17 protein-coding genes are annotated in these 20,706 nt (G+C 62.7%); 5 read left to right on the forward strand and 12 right to left on the reverse strand.

The window, feature by feature from the left end; translation table 11 throughout:
* Positions 1–55 precede the first annotated feature (55 nt).
* The 4 genes from GTP90_RS09520 to GTP90_RS09535 all read right to left on the reverse strand — a co-directional run bounded on the left by GTP90_RS09520 (position 56) and on the right by GTP90_RS09535 (position 6,756).
* Positions 56–1,003, reverse strand: a complete 948-nt coding sequence (locus GTP90_RS09520; RefSeq protein WP_161083276.1) for a glycoside hydrolase family 43 protein — start codon at positions 1,001–1,003, stop codon at positions 56–58.
* A 19-nt stretch (positions 1,004–1,022) separates the two neighbouring features.
* The gene (locus tag GTP90_RS09525) at positions 1,023–2,375 is read right to left on the reverse strand and encodes an MFS transporter (RefSeq protein ID WP_161083277.1); all 1,353 of its coding nucleotides are present in this window, start codon (positions 2,373–2,375) and stop codon (positions 1,023–1,025) included.
* A 60-nt stretch (positions 2,376–2,435) separates the two neighbouring features.
* Positions 2,436–5,078, reverse strand: coding sequence for a TonB-dependent receptor (locus tag GTP90_RS09530; protein WP_161083278.1), 2,643 nt, complete (start codon positions 5,076–5,078; stop codon positions 2,436–2,438).
* A gap of 181 nt (positions 5,079–5,259) precedes the next feature.
* Positions 5,260–6,756 (reverse strand): AMP nucleosidase, encoded by a 1,497-nt coding sequence (locus GTP90_RS09535; RefSeq protein WP_161083279.1) that lies wholly within the window; start codon positions 6,754–6,756, stop codon positions 5,260–5,262.
* A 144-nt stretch (positions 6,757–6,900) separates the two neighbouring features.
* Here GTP90_RS09535 and GTP90_RS09540 point away from each other — a divergent pair, with 144 nt between their 5' ends.
* The 3 genes from GTP90_RS09540 to GTP90_RS09550 are packed head-to-tail and all read left to right on the forward strand — an operon-like array spanning position 6,901 to position 12,325.
* On the forward strand, positions 6,901–11,022 hold the full coding sequence (locus tag GTP90_RS09540) for a Pls/PosA family non-ribosomal peptide synthetase (protein WP_161083280.1): 4,122 nt from the start codon (positions 6,901–6,903) through the stop codon (positions 11,020–11,022).
* A 56-nt stretch (positions 11,023–11,078) separates the two neighbouring features.
* Entirely contained in the window at positions 11,079–11,609 is a 531-nt protein-coding gene (locus tag GTP90_RS09545; RefSeq protein ID WP_371875040.1) for a 4'-phosphopantetheinyl transferase family protein, read from the forward strand.
* On the forward strand, positions 11,606–12,325 hold the full coding sequence (locus GTP90_RS09550; protein ID WP_161083282.1) for a polysaccharide deacetylase family protein: 720 nt from the start codon (positions 11,606–11,608) through the stop codon (positions 12,323–12,325). Before GTP90_RS09545 ends, GTP90_RS09550 begins: the two co-directional genes overlap by 4 nt.
* Here GTP90_RS09550 and GTP90_RS09555 read toward each other — a convergent pair.
* Complete coding sequence (locus GTP90_RS09555) at positions 12,322–12,837, reverse strand: hypothetical protein (protein WP_161083283.1); 516 nt, start codon at positions 12,835–12,837, stop codon at positions 12,322–12,324. The two genes, GTP90_RS09550 and GTP90_RS09555, sit on opposite strands and share 4 nt — an antisense overlap.
* A gap of 29 nt (positions 12,838–12,866) precedes the next feature.
* Positions 12,867–13,754 carry a class A beta-lactamase gene (gene bla / locus GTP90_RS09560; protein WP_161083284.1) on the reverse strand — a complete coding sequence of 296 codons (888 nt, stop codon included), beginning with the start codon at positions 13,752–13,754 and terminating at the stop codon, positions 12,867–12,869.
* A 105-nt stretch (positions 13,755–13,859) separates the two neighbouring features.
* Between bla and GTP90_RS09565 the strand changes: the two genes are divergently transcribed.
* Together GTP90_RS09565 and GTP90_RS09570 are read left to right on the forward strand one after the other, a co-directional pair.
* A complete protein-coding gene (locus GTP90_RS09565; RefSeq protein WP_161083285.1) occupies positions 13,860–15,389 on the forward strand; it encodes an FAD-dependent monooxygenase in 1,530 nt (509 codons plus the stop codon).
* Positions 15,390–15,456: 67 nt separating this feature from the next.
* A complete protein-coding gene (locus tag GTP90_RS09570; RefSeq protein WP_161083286.1) occupies positions 15,457–17,316 on the forward strand; it encodes a DUF885 domain-containing protein in 1,860 nt (619 codons plus the stop codon).
* Positions 17,317–17,494: 178 nt separating this feature from the next.
* On the opposite strand, the gene GTP90_RS09575 is transcribed toward GTP90_RS09570, so the two are convergent.
* The 6 genes from GTP90_RS09575 to GTP90_RS09600 form a co-directional block, all read right to left on the reverse strand.
* Complete coding sequence (locus GTP90_RS09575) at positions 17,495–17,968, reverse strand: cache domain-containing protein (RefSeq protein ID WP_161083287.1); 474 nt, start codon at positions 17,966–17,968, stop codon at positions 17,495–17,497.
* Positions 17,969–18,194: 226 nt separating this feature from the next.
* Positions 18,195–18,740, reverse strand: a complete 546-nt coding sequence (locus tag GTP90_RS09580) for a hypothetical protein (RefSeq protein WP_161083288.1) — start codon at positions 18,738–18,740, stop codon at positions 18,195–18,197.
* Between the two features lie 71 nt (positions 18,741–18,811).
* Complete coding sequence (locus GTP90_RS09585) at positions 18,812–19,297, reverse strand: ankyrin repeat domain-containing protein (protein ID WP_161083289.1); 486 nt, start codon at positions 19,295–19,297, stop codon at positions 18,812–18,814.
* 73 nt (positions 19,298–19,370) lie between these two features.
* On the reverse strand, positions 19,371–19,715 hold the full coding sequence (locus GTP90_RS09590) for a hypothetical protein (RefSeq protein WP_161083290.1): 345 nt from the start codon (positions 19,713–19,715) through the stop codon (positions 19,371–19,373).
* Positions 19,716–19,854: 139 nt separating this feature from the next.
* Positions 19,855–20,100, reverse strand: a complete 246-nt coding sequence (locus tag GTP90_RS09595; RefSeq protein ID WP_161083291.1) for a hypothetical protein — start codon at positions 20,098–20,100, stop codon at positions 19,855–19,857.
* A 335-nt stretch (positions 20,101–20,435) separates the two neighbouring features.
* Positions 20,436–20,706 (reverse strand): nucleotidyltransferase family protein (locus tag GTP90_RS09600; protein ID WP_161083292.1); only part of this gene is annotated, 271 nt, incomplete at its 5' end.

The raw sequence follows: 20,706 nt of genomic DNA on the forward strand, positions 1-20,706 counted from the left end.
CCGCGAGTGTTCTATGGTTCCCCGCTTTCGCGGGGATGACGTTTGTTCAGTTTACTCAGGCTATCGAGGGCTTTCCAAATACCGGCATGCCCTGCTCGTCCCACTTGAGTGGTTTGACATAGGTGTGCCGGTCCGGGTTCCACAGCGGATCGCCAATAATCTCGGTATAAGTGCGTGCATGATAAACCAACATGACGGTCTCGCCATCGTCGCCGATGGTGAAGCTGTTGTGTCCTGGTCCGTACACGCCGTGTTCGAAGCAGGTCTGCAGCACCGGCTGGCGCGACTTGGCCCACGAGGTCGGGTCCAGCAGGTTGGCGCGGTCGTCCGCCCACAACAGGCCCATGGCGTAGTTCTCGTCGGTGGCGCTGGCCGAGTAGCTGATGAAGATCTTGCCGTTCTTCTTCAGCACCGACGGTCCTTCGTTGACCCAGAAGCCGCGGATCTCCCAGTCGAATTCCGGCTTGCTCAGCATGACCGGCGGGCCGCCCAGCTGCCACGGCGTCTTCATCGGCGCGATGTACAGGTTGGAATTGCCCTCGATGGCCACGTCCTTCTGCGCCCACAGGTAGTACAGCTGGCCCTTGTGGGTGAAGGTGGTCGCGTCCAGGCAGAAGGTGTCGATGCCGGTGTCGATCTGGCCCATGAACTCCCACTCGCCTTCCAGCGGATTGGGATTGGCGTTGCGGATCGCGTACATGCGGTGCTGGAACAGCTTGTGTTTGATCTCGCGGCTCGGCGCGGCGGCGAAGTAGACGTACCAGGCGCCATCATTGAAGTGCAGCTCCGGCGCCCAAACCAGTTCGCTGTACGGACCCGTATCGGGCTTGTGCCACACATCGACCTTCTCCGCATCCGCCAGGCCGGCGATGGTCTTGGCGCGGCGCAGCTCGATGCGGTCGTACTGCGGCACCGAGGCGGTGAAGTAGTAATAGCCGTCGCTGTGACGAATGATAAAAGGATCGGCGCGCTGCTCGATCAACGGGGTGAGGACTTCTTCCATTGCTTCCATTTCCTGAAAATTAGACTGCCACATAAGCTTTGACTCCCATCGCCGCCTTGACTTCGCTGTAGTACTTGTCGTTGATACGGTACTTGAACATCAACAGCCCCATGATGGTGTGGAAGAAGCCCGGTATCAGCGTCATCATCAAGACGATGCCGTGCAGCGCGTAAGCGGTCTGCTCGACATTGGGTACATAAGCGAAGTGCGTCAGCAGCTTGCCGACCAGGATGCCGGCGATGCCCATGCCCGCCTTCTGGCAGACCGAGATGCCGCCGAACGCGAAGCCCGACACGCGCTTGCCGGTCTTGACCACGCCGTAGTCGATGGTCTCGGCGATGGCCGACCAGAACACCGGCGCATGCAGGTCCACCACGAACGACAGCAGGAAGTAAAGCACAAACGCCAGCACGGTGTCGCCCGGCCCGACGAAGAAGTACATCGCGGCGCTGATCAGGCCCACGCCGATCTGCGTCCAGCGGAACAGGTTGACCTTGCAATAGACCTTGGTGATCCAGGTGGAGGCGATCATCGACACGATGGCGGCCACCACGCCGGTGGACAGAAAGGCCGAGATGGTCGGGCCGTCGGCGCCGAGATAGTATTTGGCGTAGTAGATGGCCACCGAGCCGCGCACCACATAGCCGATGGTGCCGGTCACGCAGACGCCGCACAGAATCAGCCACTGGTCGTTCCGGACCAGCACCTTCACCTGCTCCCACAGCGACTGGCGCTGCACCACGTGCTGCACGCGCTCCCTGGTGGTAAAGAAGCAGAACAGGAACAGCAGCACGCCCATGCCGGCCATCACGGCCATGGCGAACTGGTAGCCGGCGGCCGCGTTGCCGCCTCCCCAGCGCTCCGACAGCAGCGGCACGATCACCGTCACCATGAAGGCGCCGATCTTGGCGAAGAACAGGCGGTAGCCGTTGGCGGACAAGGTCTCCTGCGGCTCCTTGGACAAGGCGCTGGGTAGGGAGATGTACGGAATGCCCACGCCCGCCGTCATGATGGTCATGATGATGTAGGTCGAGTAGGCCCAAACCAGCTTGGCGCTGTAGCCCCAGTCGGGCGTAGTGAAGACGAAGAACACGCTGAGGCCATACGGCACCGCCAACAGCAGCAGCCACGGACGGTAACGCCCCCAGCGGCTGGTGAAACGGTCGGTGATCTGGCCCATGGTCAGGTCGGCCATCGCGCCGACGAACTTCACCACGCCGAACATCAGCGCCAGGTCCATCGTCTTCAGGCCGTAGATGTCGGTGTAGAAGAAGGTGATGATCAACATCATCGACGAGATCACCACGTTCAGCGCCATGTCTCCAGCGCCGAAGCCTATTTTTTCCACCAACGACAATTTTTGATTCGACATCGGATACCTCTCAATGCCGCATCCCCGCGACGGCGGGGATGGGCGGTGTTGACGGACTGCTTAGTTCTTCCAGCTCAGCGACAGGCCGACGGTGCGGTCATAGCGGCGGGTGTCGCGCGGGTAGATCGTCGGGTCCTGCCAGTAGTCCTGATACTTGAAGTTCAACAGGTTGGTCCCGGTCAGGTTCACCGACAGCTGCGGCGTGATCTTGTAGCTCAGCGAGCCGTCCAGCGTCGACATCGCGCCGGCGATCAGGTCCTTGCCAGGCAGGTGCGCCGGATCCGGCGTATCGCCATACAGCTGGGTGAACTTGGAGCGCCAGTTGTAGGCCAGGCGCGCCGACCAGCCCTGCTTCTCATACAGGCCGACGATATTGTAGGACAGCTTGGACATGCCGGCGAACGGCTTGTCTTCCAGGCCAGGCACCGCCGACGACGTCGCGCCACCCTGCGAGAAGGTGACGTTGGCCTGCAGGCCGAAGCCGCTCAGCCAACCCGGCAGGCCGTCGTAGAACTGCTGGTAGGCCAGCTCCAGGCCTTGCAGGTGGCCCTTGTCGGTGTTGAACGGACGGGTGGTCAGGTAGTTCACGCCCTGGAAGGTCTCCTGCACGCCCTTGCCCATGATGTAGCCATCGAAGTTGTGGCGGAACAGGGTGCCGCTGACATAGCCGGTCGAGGCGAAATACCATTCCAGCGTGCCGTCGAAGTTCTGCGCGGTGACCGGCTTCAGGTCCGGATTGCCGCCCGACGCCGTCGCCAGCGTGGTGGTGCCGTTCGAGTTGACGTAGGCCGTGGCGGGATTGAGCGCCGAGAAGTCGGGACGGGTCAGCGTCTTGGCATAGGCCAGGCGGGCCAGCAGGTCGCGGCGCAGCGTCAGCTTGATGTTCGCGCTTGGCAGCACGTCGGTGTTGGAGGTGGATTTGCTGACCGGGACATACACCAGGCCATTGGAGGTCACGATGTTATTGTTGGCCAGCAGATCCTCGTCGGTCTTGGTGACCCGCACGCCGAACACGCCGTCGACCGGGATGCCGGCCATGTCGAAGCCGATCTTGGCCTTGCCGTAGAAGGCGAGGTTCTTCTCCTTGTCCTGGAAGAAGGAGGCCGGATCAAGGGCCTTGGCGGCCGCGTTGCCGGTGACGGCCTTGCGCACCACGCCGGTCTGGTCGATCATGAAGTTGGCGCACGGGGTGCTCCACTTCGGCGTGCCGTAGTTGACGGAGAACGGCTGGGTGGTGCACGACAGGCCCGGGACGCTGCCCATGGTAACGCCGGGAATGGCGCTGACGCTGCCTTCCAGCGACTTGATCGACTCGGCGCGGCGCTCGTTGCCACGCACGCCGAAGTTGAACTCCTTGAACAGGCCATCCGATTCCGGGGTGTAGGTGCCGTCGGCGCGCCAGTCGGTCGATCTGCCACGGTCATGGCCATAGCGGTCGAAGAACTGGAACAGGAAGATCTTGCCTGGATCGTTCAGGGCCGCGCCCTGGTACTGGGCAAACGCGCCGTCGTCCACGTTGGTCTTGATATGGACCTTGTCGACATTCAGGTTGGTGTCCAGGATGGGATTGACCCAGTCGAACGAGCTGGTGGTGCGCGACACTTCGGCGCTGGTGCGCAGGCCGGGGGCAACCCGCCATTTGCCGCCGATGGCGTACTGCGAAGCGATGCTTTCCGCGGCGCGCGCCTGGGTCGACAGGATGGTGAAGGCGTTGGTCGAATCGATGGTGTCGGTCTGGTTGGTGCCCGGGATCTTGGTCACCTTGATCTGGTCCGGCGACGTGGCCCATGGCAGGCCGACGAAGAAGTCCGTCTCGTCGCGGCTCTTCAGCGACGAGTGCAGGCCTTCGGCGTACAGTTCGACGTCGGCGCTCGGCTTCCACTGCAGGGCGAAGTTTTCCGCGATGCGCTTGCGCTGGCCGTAGATGTCCTGGATGCCCACCAGGTCCGGGCCGGTCAGGTTGGGCGCGGCGAAGCTTTTATCGATCGGGAAGGTCTCGAAGCCACGCTCTTCGTGGAAGTGGTTCTTCACGTAGGAGACGCCGAACAGCGCGCCAAATTCGCCGGCGCCGGTCTTCCAGCGGTTCGAAATCATGCCCGATGCTTCAGGATCGGTGGCGTTGGCCTTGTCGGTATTCTTGGCGCCGCCCTGGGCGCTGACCTGGAAACCCTTGAAGTCGAACGGACGGTTGGTGCGCACGTCGATGGCGCCGGCGATGCCGCCCTCGATCATCTCCGCGCTTTGCGACTTGTAGACGTCGGCGCGCTGCAGCATGGTCGACGGAATGTCGGCCAGCTGGATGTAGCGGCCGGTGGTGGTGAACATTTCGCGGCCGTTGATGAAGGTCGAGATGAACGGCAGGCCGCGGATCAGCACCGTGTTGGCTTCGCCGGCGTCGCGCCGCACCTGGATGCCGGCGACGCGGGCCAGGGTCTCGGCGACGTTGGTGTCCGGGAATTTGCCGATATCGTCGGCGACGATGGAGTCGATCACATTATCGGCATCCATCTTGATCTTCTGGGCGCTTTCGGCGGCCTTGCGGACGCCGGTCACGGTGACCACGGTGGCGGCCGGGGCGGCGTCCTGCGCCACAGCCGGGAAGGCGCTCATCAGGCCGGCGGCGGCCAGCATGGCGACGCCGGTTTTCAGGGCAAAGCGATGCTTCGCCTGGGACTCGACAGTCCCGGTCATGTGCTTGTTCATATGTCTCCAGTGTTATCTTTTTTATGGTTTTGCGGCTACGTCGGAATTCATCTTATGGGCTGGCAAAAAAACAAACCAATCAATTTTTTCCGGTTTTTGATATCAAAAAAGGTATCGCCAAAGGCGGAGGAAACGAAAAAAAAGCCCGCACGCGGCGGGCCTCATGCATTTTTTGCATGAGTTACTGGAACGCGACCTCCGTAAAGCTGCGTAACTTGCGGCTGTGAAGCTTGTCCACGCCCAGCGCGCGCAGCAGTTCCAGCGCGCGGATGCCGATCCGTAAATGCTGGTCAACACGCTCGCGGTAAAACTGGTTGGCCATGCCGGGCAATTTGATCTCGCCGTGCATGGGCTTGTCGCTCACGCACAACAAAGTCCCGTACGGCACGCGGAAACGGAAGCCGTTGGCGGCGATGGTGGCGCTTTCCATGTCCAGCGCGATCGCCCTGCTCTGGCTGAAACGGCGCTCCGGCGTGCGCTGCGGCAGCAGCTCCCAGTTGCGGTTGTCGGTGCTGGCGACGGTGCCGGTGCGCATCACGCGTTTCAAATCATGGCCGGTGAGCTGCGTGACCTCGGCCACGGCGGCCTCGATCGCCACCTGCACCTCGGCCAGCGGCGGGATCGGCACCCACAGCGGCAAGTCCTCGTCGAGCACGTGGTCCTCGCGCACATAGCCGTGCGCCAGCACGTAGTCGCCCAGCTGCTGCGTGTTGCGCAGGCCGGCGCAGTGGCCCAGCATCAGCCACGCATGCGGGCGCAGCACGGCGATGTGGTCGGTGATGGTCTTGGCATTGGCCGGACCGACGCCGATGTTGACCATCGAAATGCCGGTGCCGTCGGCGCGGACCAGGTGGTAGCCCGGCATCTGCGGCAGGCGCGGCAGCGGCGCGCCGTGCGCGTCGGCCGCCTGCACCGCCTGGCCGACGCGGCGCGTGACCATATTGCCCGGCTCGATGAAGGCGATGTAATCGTCACCCGGCGCGCCGGACGCCTGGCCCATCAGCTCGTGGCCCAGCTTGACGAACTCGTCGATATAAAACTGGTAGTTGGTGAACAGCACAAACTTCTGGAAGTGTTCGCACGAGGTGCCGGTGTAGTGGCGCAGGCGCTGCAGCGAGTAGTCCACGCGCGGCGCCGTGAACAGCGACAGCGGCTGCGCCTCGCCCGGCGGCGGCTCGTGGGTGCCGTTGGCGATGCCGTCGTCCATCGCGGCAAGGTTGGGTAGGTCAAAAACGTCACGCATCAGCAGGCGCCGTTCCGCGCTCATATTGCCTTCGATATGCTCGTGCTCGGCAAACGAGAAGTGGATCGGGATCGGCTGCGAGCTGGTGCCCACCTCGATGCGCAGGTGGTGGCTGCCATGGTTCTTCAGCAGCAGCTTGAACTGTTGCTGGTAGTAGCGCGCGAACAGGTCGGGCCGGGTCAGCGTGGTTTCGTAGGTGCCGGGGCCGGCCACGAAGCCGAACGCCAGCGTCGAATCGGCGCGCGCCACGGTGTCGGTATGGACCCGCACGAAGGGATAGCAGCCGCGCACGTGCTCGCCGACATCCTCGCCGGCCACAAAGCGTTTCATGGCGTCGCGCAGGTGGGCGACGTTGGCCTCGTAAATGGCTAAAACCTGTTCATAAGCGGCAATCGGATCGTCAAATTGCATGGGGGCGATAAACGGACGGTTCATTGACATGCGGCTCCTCGGTGACACAGGAAAATCTCCCTATATTTCCCATTGTAAAGGCTGGCAGCGGAACTTGCATTCTTCCTCTATTGGAACGCACATCCGTACCGTACAATGACACCCGCCAACACAAAATAAAGTACCAGCATGAACGACCCAGTATCGCCGCACATTCCGCAATCGCATCCGGACATCCTTTACGGGAAACCGCAAGGGGAGCTGCTGCGCGAGGAAATCCTGGCGGACCTGCTGGAAGCAAGCGCCGCCCGCACTCCCGACCACACCGCGCTGATCTTCGGCGCACGCAGCCTCAGCTATCGCGAACTGAACGCCCAGGCCGACCTGGTGGCAGCCCGCCTGATCGACGCCGGCGTGCAGCCGGGCCAGATCGTCGGCCTGTGGCTGCCGCGTGGCATCGAGCTGCTGGTGCTGCAGGCCGGTATCGCCAAGGCCGGCGCGGCCTGGCTGCCGGTCGACGAGGACATCCCGGTCGACCGCCTGCAAGTGTGCCTGGACGACGCCGACGGCGCCGGGGTGCTGACCTGCGCCGCCTTCGCGCCGCGCCTCGCGGACATCGGCCGTCCCGTGTGGACCGCCGAGGCGCTGCTGGCCGCACCGCCGGCCGGCGCCACGCTGTCGCGCCGCGGCGCCGTCTCGCCCGACGTGCCGGCCTACGTCATCTACACCTCCGGCTCGACCGGCAAGCCGAAAGGCATCCTGATCACCCAGCGCAGCATCTGCCACTTCCTGCGCAGCGAGAACGCGGTGCTCGGCGTGAGCGCGCAGGACAAGGTCTACCAGGGCTTCTCGGTGGCCTTCGACATGTCGTTCGAAGAGATCTGGATCGCCTACCTGGTTGGCGCCACGCTGTGGATCGGCCCCAAGGAAATCAGCGGCGATCCCGAAACGCTGCCCCGCATGCTGGACGAGAACCAGGTCACGGTGCTGCACGCGGTCCCTACCCTGCTGGCGCTGTTCAATCAGGAAGTGCCCAGCCTGCGCCTGATCAACCTGGGCGGCGAGATGTGCCCGGAATCGCTGGTGGAACGCTGGTCGCGCCCCGGCCGGCAGATGTTCAACACCTATGGTCCGACCGAGGCGACGGTGTCGGCCAGCCTGGCGCGTTTGCAGCCCGGCCATCCGGTCACCATCGGCACGCCGCTGCCCAACTACGGCCTGCTGGTGATCGACACCAGCACCGAACCGGCCATCGCGGCGGCAGCCGTCGCGCAGGGCCCCGACGCGCCGGCCGGCATCGACGCCGACAACCCGCTGGCGCAAGCGGCCGTGGCGCCGCACGAGCCGGCGCTGCGCCTGCTGCCGCGCGGCGAGATCGGTGAGCTGTGCATCACCGGCCCAGGCCTGGCGGCCGGCTACCTTGGCCGCCCCGACCTGACGGCGGAAAAATTCCTGGTCAATCCATGGTCCAGCGGCCAGCATGACGCACGCCTGTACCGCACCGGCGACCTGGCCCGCATCGACGCCGACGGCGAGGTCCTGTGCCTTGGCCGGGCCGACGACCAGGTGAAGATACGCGGCTTCCGCGTGGAGCTGGGCGAGATCGAAGCGGTGCTGGCGCAGCAGGAAGGCGTGGGCACGGTGGCTGTTTTGCTGCGCAAGGACGACGGCATCGACCAGCTGGTGGCCTACATCGTGCCCGAAGCCGGTGCCGTGCTGGATGCCAAGACGCTGCGCGCCAGCCTGGCCGCCACGCTGCCGCCGTACATGGTCCCCGGCCGCTACGAAATGCAGGAAGCCATGCCGCGACTGACCTCCGGCAAAATCGACCGCAAGGCGCTCAAGGCCATGCCGCTGAGCGCTCCGCCGGCCGGCAGCAACGAGGAATCCGACCTGCCCGAAACCCCGGCCGAGGAAGCGCTGTTCGCCGCGCTGGCCGCGCTGTTCCCTGGCCAGCCGGTGCTGCGCCAGGCCGACTTCTTCACCGACCTGGGCGGCCACTCGTTCTTCGCGGCGCGCCTGGCCTCGGCCCTGCGCGCCGATCCGCGCTTCGCCCACATCACCGTGCGCGACATCTACCAGCAGCGCCAGGTCGGCAAGATCGCCCTGGTGCTGGCCGACGCGCCCAAGGCCGCCGAGGCGGAAGCCGACTGGACGCCGCCCTCCTCGCTCAAGCGGTGGACCTGCGGCGCGGCGCAAGTGGCCGCGATGCCGGCGCTGGTGGCGCTGCGCATGGCGCAGTGGCTGGCGCCGTTCTTCACCTACCACTTCTTCACCGGCGATCCCGGCGACTCCGTGGCGCGCGCGATCGCCGCCTCGGTCGGCGTGTTCCTGCTGGCGACGATCGGCGAATTCGGCATCGCCATCGCCGGCAAATGGCTGATCGCCGGCCGCCTGAAGGCCGGGGACTATCCGCTGTGGGGCATCACCTATTACCGCTGGTGGCTAGCCGACCGGCTGGTGGAAGCGGCGCCGGCCTACCTGCTGAGCGGCTCCTCCCTCAACGCCTGGTGGCTGCGCGCGCTGGGCGCCAAGGTGGGCAAGGACGTCATCATCGGCTCGATGACCTTGCGCTCGCCCGACCTGCTCAGCATTGGCGACAACGTCAGCATCGGCAACGCCGTCAACTTCGAAAACGCCCGCGTGCAGCGCGGCCGCCTGCTGCTGGGCCAGATCACGCTGGAAGACGACACCTGCGTCAGCTCCTTCGCCGTCATGGAGGGCAATACGCATATCGAAGCGCTGGGCCACCTGGAAGGCCAGTCGGCGCTGGGCGACGGCGCGCGCGTGCCGGCCGGCCGCGTGTGGGCCGGTTCGCCGGCGCGCGACATTGGCGCCTTCGACACCACCCGTCTGCCGCCGCGTCCACAAGCCAGCGCCGCGCGCAGCCTGGGCGAAGGCTTGTTCTTCATCTTCGGCATCCTGCTGATCGTCACACTGTTCTTCATGCCGGTGTTCCCGAGCTTCGTGCTGATCGACTGGTTCGACGAACAGGGCTGGCTGCCGTGGATACAGGGCGACGACGTGCGCATCCAGCTGCTGCGCTACTTCCTGCTGGCCTTCCCCGCCAGCACGGTGCTGATCGTGCTGACGGCGCTGCTGTCAGCCGGCATCCGCTGGAGCGTGATGCCACGCCTGCAGCCGGGCCGCTCGGCCATCCACAGCAACACCTACTGCGCCAAGTGGCTGGTGAGCCAGATACAGGAATCGAGCCTCAACGTCCTGCACGGCATTTACGCCACCGTGTTCGCGCCGTACTGGTATCGCCTGCTGGGCGCCAAGGTCGGCAATGACGCCGAGATCTCCACCGCGCTGGGCGTGGTGCCGGACATGCTGACCCTGGGCGACGAAACCTTCATCGCCGACGCGGTCATGCTGGGCGACGAGGAGATCGACGGCGGCTGGATGATCATGAAGCCGACCGTGATTTCGCACCGCAGCTTCGTCGGCAACGGCGCCTACATCCCGGACGGCACGGTGCTGCCCGAGCATGTGCTGATCGGCGTGCATTCGCGCGCGCCGGACAACGAACAGATGAAAAGCGGCGACACCTGGCTGGGTTCTCCACCGATCAACCTGCCCGCGCGCGAGCAGACCAGCGGCTATCCCGAAAACCTGACCTTCCATCCTTCGCCCTTGCGCCGCCTGGGCCGCGGCCTGATCGAAGCGTTCCGCATCGTCGCGCCGCACGCGCTGGTGATCGCGGTCGGCTACACGCTGGTGCTGGCAGTGATGCCGGCCGCCGGCGCCGGCCGCTGGGCCGAGGTGACGTGGGACCTGACCCTGGCGGGCCTGGGCTACGGCATCGGCAACTACATCTTCGTGGTGCTGCTCAAATGGCTGCTGATCGGCCGTTACCGCAAACAGTCGGAGCCGATGTGGACGCCGTTCGTGTGGCTGTCCGAAGGCGTGACCAATCTGTACGAAGGCATCGCCGTGCCGAACTTCATGCGCTACCTGCGCGGCACGCCGTGGCTGCCGCTGGCGTTCAACATGCTGGGTTCCCGCATCGGCAAGGGCGTCTACCTGGACACCACCGACATCACGGAATTCGACTGCGTCCACATCGGCGACCACAGCGAACTCAATGCGCTGACCTGCCCGCAGACCCACCTGTTCGAGGACCGCGTGATGAAGATCGACCGCGTCACCATCGGCAAGAACGTCTACATGGGGCCGCGCAGCGCGGTGCTGTACAGCGCCGTCGTCGGCGACAACGCCCGCCTCGGCGCGCTGACGCTGGTGATGAAGGGCGAGCAGATTCCCGCCAATGGCTACTGGGCCGGCTGTCCCGCCGCGCCGGCGCGATGATGGAGCTGATCGTTCATCCCTGGCCAGGGCCCGTGCCGGCGCCGCGGGACGGCGTCGTGGCGATATCCATAGCGGTCGCGCACGACATGCCGCGAGCGCACCAGCGGGCTGCAATCCGGCACGCGATAGCTGACGTGCTGGCCGCGCTGACCGGCAAGCCAGCCGCAAGCTTCGGCATCCACTCGCTCCCGGGCCACCCGCTGAAAGTCGTGGTGGACGGACATGACAGCGATATCGGCTGCTCCTTCAGCCACGAGGATGGGTGCTCGATCGCCGCGATCAACCTGCACGGCGCGGTGGGCGTCGACTTGATGCGCATTTATGAGGTCTTCAACTGGCAGGCCGTGGCGCGTGACTATCTCGGCCCAGAGGCCTGCGCCGCGCTGGCCGCCACGCCCGCCGCCGACAGCACGCTGGCATTCGTGCTGGCGTGGACCCGCCACGAGGCCACGCTCAAATGCCACGGCATCCAGCTGGTCGAATGGTCGGAGGATCTCGCGGTGCCGGCGACGGCCACGGCGTCCACCATGCTGCCGAATAATCTGGTAGCCTCGCTGGCACTCCCACTTCAGGATCAAGCACAATGAGAATTGCGATAGCAGGCTTGCTGGTCACGCTGACCGGCTTGGCCCATGCCGCCGACTGCGGCCCCGACAAGCTGGGCACCGCCCGCACCATCACGCTGAAGCGCGAGGCCGCGCTGTACGGCGCGACGCAGCACGCGCCGCTGCCGCTGCAAAAGAACGAAATCGTCCTGACCTTCGACGATGGCCCGATGCCGGAAACCACGCCGCTGGTGCTCAAGGCGCTGGCGGACCAATGCGCGCGAGCCACCTTCTTCATGGTCGGCGCCAATCTGGAGAAATCGCCCGAACTGGCGCGGCGCGTGGTGGCGGAAGGCCACTCGGCCGGAGTGCACAGCCAGACGCACACAAACCTGACCACCATGGACGAACCGGCGCAGCTGGCCGACCTCCGTCAAGTGCAGGCGGCCTACGAGAAGGTCTTCGGCAAGGCCACGCCGGCCTACCGCTTCCCTTACCTGGCCGAGACGCCAACCATGCTGGCCGCGCTCAAGGACGCCGGCGTCACCGTGATGTCGATAGACCTCGGCATCAACGACTGGCTGCCTGAGGACACCACCGAGATCCTGATCGAGCGCCTGGTCAAGAGCCTGGACGCCACCGGCGGCGGCATCCTCCTCATGCACGATGTGAACGTGCCGACCGCAAAGGCGCTGCCATCGCTGCTCAGGCTACTCAAGCAGCGCGGCTACAGCGTGGTCCACCTGGAGTGGAATTAAGCGGCGGCGTCGAGGAAGAAGATGGCGGTCAGCTTGGCCGGCGTCTTCTCGGTGGGTTTGTCGATCTGGATCTGGGCGCAGTCCTCGGCCACCAGGCTGCGCCAGTTGCCGACGCCGGCGGCGGAAAATATCGTATGCGCCTTGGAGCTCGTGCTCATGTCGATCGCCAGGCGCGCATTGCGCTCGCCGGTCTTGGCGTAGTTCACGCCGCGCAGCTCGATGCCGTAGGCCGCCAACCAAGGCTCCCACAGGCCCGACTCCACACCCTGCACGATGCGGTCCAACATGACCTCCAGCGCCAGGCCCTTTTTGACCGTGGCGCGTAGCAGCTGCAGCGACGGCGCATGGCGCGCATCGGTGCCCTGCTTGCCGGCGCCGCTCTCGCCGATCGCCTTCGCTTCCTTGGAAAAGGCCGCGTCGCGCTCCGTGTAATCGCGCATGCGCGCGTAGAAGTCGGCGTTCAGGAAAGGATTCGCTACCCGGCCCGCAGGCGCTTGTTTTTGGTTCGTCATGGTCAGGCCTTAAAGTGTAAGGCCGTAGTTTAACCGACTCGGAAGGCCTCGACGACTATCTTGGTCGCTTCGGCGATAATCTCGCTGCGCGCCTTGTCGTCCTTGCCCGGCTGGGTGAAGTAGACCACCAGCGCCACCGGCGCTTTGCCCGGCTGCCAGATGACGCCGATATCGTTGGTGGTGCCGTAGTCGCCGGTGCCGGTTTTATCGGCCACCTGGCTGCCCGGTGGCACGCCGGCGCGGATGCGGGTGTCGCCGGTGGTGTTCCCCAGCATCCAGTCCTTGAGCTGCTTGCGCTGCGCCGTGCCCAGGCCATCGCCCAGCACCAGCTTGTGCAGCGACTCCACCATCGACGCCGGCGTCGTGGTATCGCGCGGATCGCCGGGCAGCGCGGTGTTGAGCTCCGTCTCCATGCGGTCCAGGCGGAATTCCATGTCGCCGATCGAGCGCGCGAACGCCGTCACCGCGGCCGGCCCGCCGATCTGCTTCATCAGCAGGTTGGCCGCCGTGTTGTCGCTGGTCTGGATGGTCGCCTCGCACAGCGCAGCGACGGTCATGCCTTGGCCGATATGCTTTTCGGTGACCGGCGAATAAGTCACCATGTCCGCCTTCGAATACCGCACCCGCTTCTTCAGCAGCGCCGGGCCCTTGGCCAGCACCGCCGCCGACAGCATCATCTTGAACGTGCTGCAGAATGGGAAGCGCTCATCGGCGCGATGCAGCAGGCGGCGGCCGTCGGTCGTGTTCATCGCGGCCACGCCCAGCCGGCCTCCCGAATCGGCCTCCAGCTTGGCCAACAGCGCCGCCGCCGACAACGGCATGGATGACGGCGCGTTATCGAGCAGGTCGGCGGCGTTGGCGAAAGGAGCGACGGCAAGCGCCAGCAACAGGGTACGGCGAGTGGCGGAAACGGTCATGGCGAATAGGTGCAAGTTAAACAAGATTTCGCATCTTACCAGCCGTTTCTTAAGCCCGTATTCAATCGAACGCACCCCGTCCTGCGGCGGATGTAGACTCATTACATGGCTCCTCAAGTCCTCATCGTCGGCGCCGGTCCCACCGGCTTGGTGCTCGCCATCTGCCTGGCGCGGCATGGCGTCGCCCTGCGCATCATCGACAAGAACAGCGGCCCAGGCCAGGCTTCGCGCGCCATGGCGGTGCATGCGCGCACGCTGGAGTTCTACCGGCAGCTGGGCTTTGGCGATGTCGTCGTCAACCTCGGCATCAAGGTCGAAGCCATCCACCTGCGCGAAGGCGGCGAGGATGTGATCGAGCTGCCGTTCAAGGACATCGGCGCAGGGCTCAGCCCCTACCCCTTCGTGCTCGCCTTCCCGCAGGACGACCACGAACGCTTCCTGGTCGAGCAGTTGAAGGCGCTCGGCGTCGAGGTCGAATGGAACACCGCGCTGGCATCGTTCACGCAGGACGAATGGGGCGTGCGCGCCGTGCTGGAACGGGACGGCGCCCATGTCGCCTGCAACAGCACCTACCTGTGCGGATGCGATGGCGCCCACAGCCGCGTGCGCGAATCGCTCAAGCTCGATTTCGCCGGCGGCACCTACGACCACCTGTACTATGTGGCCGATGTCAAGACCTCGGGCCCGGACAACCGCGACCTGGTCGGCCATATCGGCGCCAACACCTTCGCGCTGATGCTGCCGGTGCGCTCGCGCGGCATGCAGCGCCTGATCGGCATCATGCCGCCGCAGGCGGAAGCGACGCCCGAGCCAGGGTTCGAGGACGTGCGTCCGGTGCTGGAGCCGCTGCTCGGCATCCAGGTGGAACAGGTCAACTGGTTCTCCACCTACCGCGTGCATCATCGCGTCGCGTCGCAGTTCCACTCCGGCCGTTGCTTCCTGAGCGGCGACGCCGCCCACGTCCACAGCCCGGCCGGCGGCCAGGGCATGAACACCGGCATCGGCGACGCCGTCAACCTGTCGTGGAAACTGGCACAGGTGCTGCAGGCCCGCGCCGATCCCGCCCTGCTCGACACCTACCAGGCCGAACGCATTGTCTTCGCACGCAAGCTGGTGGCCACCACCGACCGCATGTTCCAGCTGGTGGTGTCGCAAGGCGCCAGCGGGCAGCTGCTGCGCAAGTGGCTGGTGCCGCACCTGCTGCCGATGCTGGCCGGCTTTGGGGCCGCGCGCCGCACGGCGTTCAAGACCTTGTCGCAAGTGCAGATCCATTATCCCGACAGCCCCCTGAGCGCGGGCCGCGCCGGCGACGTGATCGGCGGCGACCGTCTGCCGTGGGTGCCGCAGGCGGACGGCGGCGACAACTTCGAGGCGCTGCAATCGCTGGAGTGGCAACTGCACGTCTACGGCGCGGCCTCGCCCGCGCTGGACGCCACGGCCTGCGGGCTGTCGCTGCCGCTGCACGTCTATCCATGGACCGAGGCCGCCGCCGACGCCGGCCTGCTGCGCGACGCGGCCTACCTGATCCGGCCGGACATGCACGTGGCGCTGGCCATGCCGCGCCAGGAACTCGACACCCTGCACGACATGGCGGCGCGCCACCATTTGCGCTTCGCCCACCGCAAATTTGATTGACACGCTTCCCGGCATCAGGCTAAGGTCGTCTCCGCACGAATTCTTTGCCAGCCGATAAAAGGAAGCCATGAACCACCAGCCCCAGAATTTCTCCCGCCGCCAACTGCTGTTGTCCGCGCTGTCCGCCGCCACGGTCTCCACACTGCCCGGCCTCGCGCTGGCGCAGGCCGCGCCGGTCGACGCCCGGTTTTCCACGCTGCTGGAGAACTTCGCCGACGAGATTCTGCGGCTGTCGCCGACCAGCGCCACCTCGCTGGGATTGGACAAGGGCGCGCGCGCCGGCCTGAAAGCGCAGCTGGAAGACCTGTCGCCGGTTGGCGATGCCGCCTGGGCCGCGCAGGTCAAGTCCATGCTGGGCCGCCTGACCGCACTGGACCGCGCGGCGCTCGGCGCCGACGCGCAACTGCGCTACGACACGGTGCGCTATGCCGCCCGCGAAGGCGTGGCGGGCTTGCGCTTCCCGTTCGGCGGTGCCGCCAGCGGCTTCTTTGGCGGCACCTCGCCCTTCCCTGTCACACAGCAGGACGGCGCCCTGACCCGGATTCCCGAATTCCTCGACTCGCAGCACCAGATCGCCAACGCCGCCGATGCCGAGGCCTATCTGGAGCGCGTGGCCGGCATGGCGCGCACACTGGACCAGGAGACCGCCCGCATCGTCGAACAAGCCAGCCACGGCATCATGCCGCCGGACTTCATCGCCCGCACCGCGCTGGGCCAGTTGAAGGACTACCGCAAAACCGCCGTCGCCGCGCAAAAGCTGGTGACATCGATCAGCGAGCGCACCGAAAAGCTGGGCATCGCCGGCGACTGGAACGCGCGCGCGGCCAAGCTGGTGGACGGCATGGTCTATCCGGCGCTAGACCGGCAGATCGCCGCCTTCGCCAAGGCCACCGCCAAGGCGACCAGCGTCGCCGGCGTGCACCGCCTGCCCGATGGCGCCGCGTACTACGAATGGGCGCTCAAGCTGGGCACCTCGACCAGCCATAGCGCCAAGGAGATCCACGCGATCGGGCTGGAACAGAACAAGCAGCTGCAGGCGCGCATCGACACCATCCTCAAGGCGCAGGGCATCACGCACGGCACGGTGGGCGCGCGCCTGACGGCGCTGGCCAAGGATCCGAAGCGCTTCTATGCCGACAACGACCAGGGCCGCGAGCAGCTGATCGCCTACTGCAATGAGCGCATCCAGGCCGTGCGCGGGCTGATGCCGAAGATCTCGCACATGGATTTGAAGGTGCCGCTGCAGGTCAAGCGCGTGCCGGCCGACATCGAAGCCGGCGCGGCGCTGGGCTATATGAACTTCGCCTCGCTGGACGGCTCGCGCCCGGCCATCTACTACATCAATTTGAAATCGACCACCCTGTGGCCGAAGTCCGAGCTGGCCACGCTGACCGCGCACGAAGGCTTGCCGGGCCACGCCTTCCAGGGCGCCTACCTGGCGGAGCACCACGACGAGCTGCCCCTGATCGCATCGCTGATGGGCTTTAACGCCTTCGTTGAAGGCTGGGCGCTGTACGCGGAGCAGTTGGTCGACGAATTCGGCCTGTATGCAAACGATCCGTTCAGCGAGATCGGCTATCTCCAGGCGCAGCAGTTCCGCGCATGCAGGCTGGTGGTCGATACCGGCATCCACGCGATGAAGTGGACGCGCCAGCAGGCGATCCGCTTCCTGGTCGAGAACACGGGGCGCGGCCTGCAGGCGATGACCAGCGAGATCGACCGCTATTGCGTATCGCCGGGCCAGGCCTGCGGCTACAAGATGGGCCACAACGAAATCCTGCGCCAGCGCGACCGCGCCAAGGCCGCGCTGGACGGCAAGTTCGACCTGGCCGCCTTCAACGACGCGCTGGTGCAAAGCTGCGGCGTGCCGTTGACCGTGCTGCCGACGGTGGTGGACCGCTACATCAACGGAGCGAAGAAAGCCTGAGTTGCAGTAGCTCAGGTTTGAGCGTAGCACTTAAAAGAAGCAAGGCGGCTAGCATCGGTCGGCTGCCGCCCCGTTACGGACCTTCGCCGTTACGCCCTCTTACCAGGCACTTTGTTATACCCAAGATAGAGCATATTCGCTACAGAAACTCGTGTCGGTTCAATCGGAGTACATCCGGTCAAGGGTGTATGCCGACGCAAACTATCGTGTTCGGCGCTCCTTGCTCACAATAGGATTTCTTGGGGTCGTAGGTGGACGTCTTAATGTTGTTGAACTTGTAGGGACCGTACCAGCCTTTGCCCTTGCTCTTGACCATATCAATCATGCCTTTGATGAAAGGATTGCCATCGACATCCTTAATGATGAGCAAATTCTTGCCTACCATCTTGGGATTTGCCCCTTGTGCCAAACAGTTCCCGTCGAAGTCATAGACAAATACATAAAGATCGCGGTCCTTGAATGCGCCGCCGGGATGTTCGGTGAATACCTTGTAGGCTTTCTCCGGCCCGGCGGATTTGATCAAAGCGACGGCCTGCTTGACCATGGCTTCGCCTTCCGGCGCACTGGCTTGCTCATTCTCCGCCAGGGCGCTTGCACATACAACAAATTGAAGTGCGGTCAGCAGCGCGATAGACTTCCTGTTCTTACTCATGTTGCCCCCTGAAAAAGGTTTACGCCGTTGTCAATGGCAAGACTGTGCCCCGCGCCAGACGGTCTCGGAACAGCTAGGTCGTCTTGGCGTCGGGGATGCTGCCACTCTCGGTCAGATCGCAGCAATAACAGGCTGTGATTAGTTATACAGATGTCTATCAAAGATTTACTTGATGCAGATCAAAGCGCAGACAGAAATCGCCCCAAAGCCGACCTTGCAACTTAAATCAATTAGAGACAGTTCTTTCAAGAAGAACCGTCGTTTTTGCAATAGTCGACCAAAGTAGCGACTCATCCGGCACATAGGACTTAGACCAAGCCTCATTATCGAAACCTGGCAAAGACTGCAAGACATCGAGAATCGGTATGCCGTAGAGGATATTTTCCTCAAGTCTCGCGTTACCGTCCAAGGACTTCACGCGCAGCGTGCAAGCGGATTCGCCTCCACCATCAACCATCGAGCTTGCCACAATTCGATAGATCATTTTATATCTAATAAATTTCGTCTTTCTAAGCTGATGATGAAAGAAAAATCCTTCATCCTTCATCTCAACCCCGTAGAGCAAGAATCGTTCTGGTAGCAAATGCAGCAAGCCCAAGATCAGCATTAACATACCGAATATCGCTGTACCTACTACACCAACTGGCCCAAACCCTAACTTGTTGTCATCGACAAATAAACATCCCAGTCCAAACGTGGACGCGACAATGAATGTCCACGCCTCTCTACGGGGCAATTTCATGCTTCGTAATAAAACGCTTTCTTTGCGCAATTCGAACTCCGAATATATCCATTTTTCTCTGGATGGCTGCTGTTAGCCGGTTGCTGGCTTCCCGGCTCAAGTTAATGAGCAAGCAAAACTGCCAAAACCTCTTTTTGCCCGCGTTCAATTGCAAATGCTCTCGCATCCATGTCTGTCATTGACTGGCCTGTATAGGCGACCGTGCAGTCAATCCCGTGCTCAATGAACAATTGAGCCAGTTCGGTACTACCAACATAGATTGCGCTGAAAAGCGCATTTCTCTCCGGCTCACTTACGTCAAACTCGGCTCCTCGGCTTAGGAGATATTTGCAGACTTCTACGTGGCCCCTTGACGCAGCATAATTTAGGGCATCACCGCCAAAGGTTCCTCCCCTGGCGTTAATATTGGCATCAAAGGATAGAAGTAGTTTTGCAGCCTCCAAATTTCCACTGCCTGCGGCAACATGCAAAAGAGGACCGAATGGTGTCCGAGCGCCCACTAAAGCTGAATCATCACGCACAAATTGCTCTAAGCTTCCAATTCGTCCTTCCTGAATTGCGTCGTACGCAGCCTTGATTTTCCTCATGATGATGTGATTCTTCGGTATTACGTTAAAAACGGACAATTGGGAGTGGCCGTTTCCGGCCGATTTCTGCAAACTACTTTTTCTCAAGCTTGCGATTCTTTTGATTCAGTATTACCTGAATCTTTGACAGAATTTCTTCTTCCTGAAAATCTTCTATGACGCTTGACCCACTACAGGCATCGATGCTGTCGCGATCCTTATTCTTAAAAATAATGTACTTGGCAGAAACAACCATCATTGTTCCACAATCCCCGCGCCCGATTCCTGTCGAGAGCACAATATCATTAGTTTGCGCTGTGCCCTTTAGAATTTTCTTAGTCTGAAACGTGCCCTCGATGTAAGGCCACTTCTCGGGGTAGTCGCCTGGAAGTACCTTGGCACTTTGAAGAGTAGCGGAAAAAAACCTCGTCAGCCTCATTTACCCGTTCAGCCAAAGGTGTGAACTGACAGCTACATGCGTGCGCCCCTGAATTCATCAGGAATAGCATCGTCATAACAAAGACAACTTTTTTCATAAACCCTTCACTAAACTGTTCAAGGTCGGTTAATGGCCGAATTCAGCCATGAGGCATTATAGAAAAAATCGGTGCGAGAAAAAATCCAATTGCTATTCCAAGCGATATTGCATGACCAAGTGGTCCTGTATTCCAAGGCAATGCTCTAAAACCACCCAATAAGAACAGCACAAAAATCACGAGCGCGATTAATCCCCAGTGCTTAACGAGGTAGCTCATTCCGAAAAATGATATTCCTCCTGAAAAAGCTAATACTACCCAAGTTCCGATTAATTTTTTGGAAAACATGATTAAAGTTCATCCACTAGCAATGACAGTCGGCTGTTGGCCGTTTGCGGCATGCATTATTTACCGCTTGAAGCGTACCACCGACGTAGGTAATTCGGAATCACGAAGAGCAGAAATCTGCGTCTGTGCACTAGGAAAAATGTTGGAATACTCTGCATCAAGATATTCCACTATGTCGGCATCAAGCCAAGGCCCAAGAGATGCTTTATAGGCTGGAAAATCTTGCTGCACGTCTTGCCAGCTCACATAGTTCTTTTTTGAGCGAACTACATCCGACTCGGTGTAAATTATGTGAAGTCTCATACGCCTTCATGTCCTGCGTCCGCAACTGGCCGCTATCGGCCAACCTGCAGCTCACCAATGACATTAGCCTTGAGGCCAATGCTTTGAAGCCACGGCCAGCGGGAGCGATACGATGCCGCCTTTGTTTCGAAGAGCTCTAAATGCGGAGTCAGCGAGTTCATAGTGAGAATACCATCGTAAAGCATTTGTAGCCCATTAGGAGCATAGATAGCCTCTGGCGTCGCCCCAACACAGGTGGCGAGGATGAGGAATCTGTCAATTCCATCACGAGCACTCTGAAGCGTTGGATATGGGTGGCCAAAG

Origin of the sequence: Duganella vulcania, assembly GCF_009857655.1 — a bacterium.
Classification (GTDB): Bacteria; Pseudomonadota; Gammaproteobacteria; order Burkholderiales; family Burkholderiaceae_D; genus Rugamonas; species Rugamonas vulcania.